The organism is Vallitalea sediminicola, from assembly GCF_054408565.1.
The window spans coordinates 1-210 of record NZ_BTPT01000268.1; the positions used below are offsets into that span (position 1 = coordinate 1).

Annotated in this window: 1 protein-coding gene; it reads right to left on the bottom strand. The window is 46.2% G+C overall.

Annotation, left to right across the window (positions count from 1 at the left end; translation table 11 throughout):
- A partial coding sequence (locus tag ACX6CF_RS26695; protein WP_458788411.1) for a hypothetical protein occupies window positions 1–210 on the bottom strand: 210 nt, incomplete at both ends.

Genomic DNA, 210 nt, shown 5'->3' on the forward strand with positions numbered 1-210 from the left:
TGCGATAATCAATGTACCATCTGTGGAAATTCCAATTTTAGCATTTGTCTCTGTTTCTAGGGTGCCGTCGCCGGAGAAGGTCAGGGTGTAGGTCTGCGGAGTTTGTTTCTCGGGATTGTCATTGTCAATCACTACGATCCTACCCTGCTCAATAATAGTGATGATATCTTCCGCATCGGCAGTATTGGTTAAGCTGTTCTCACCCTCCAG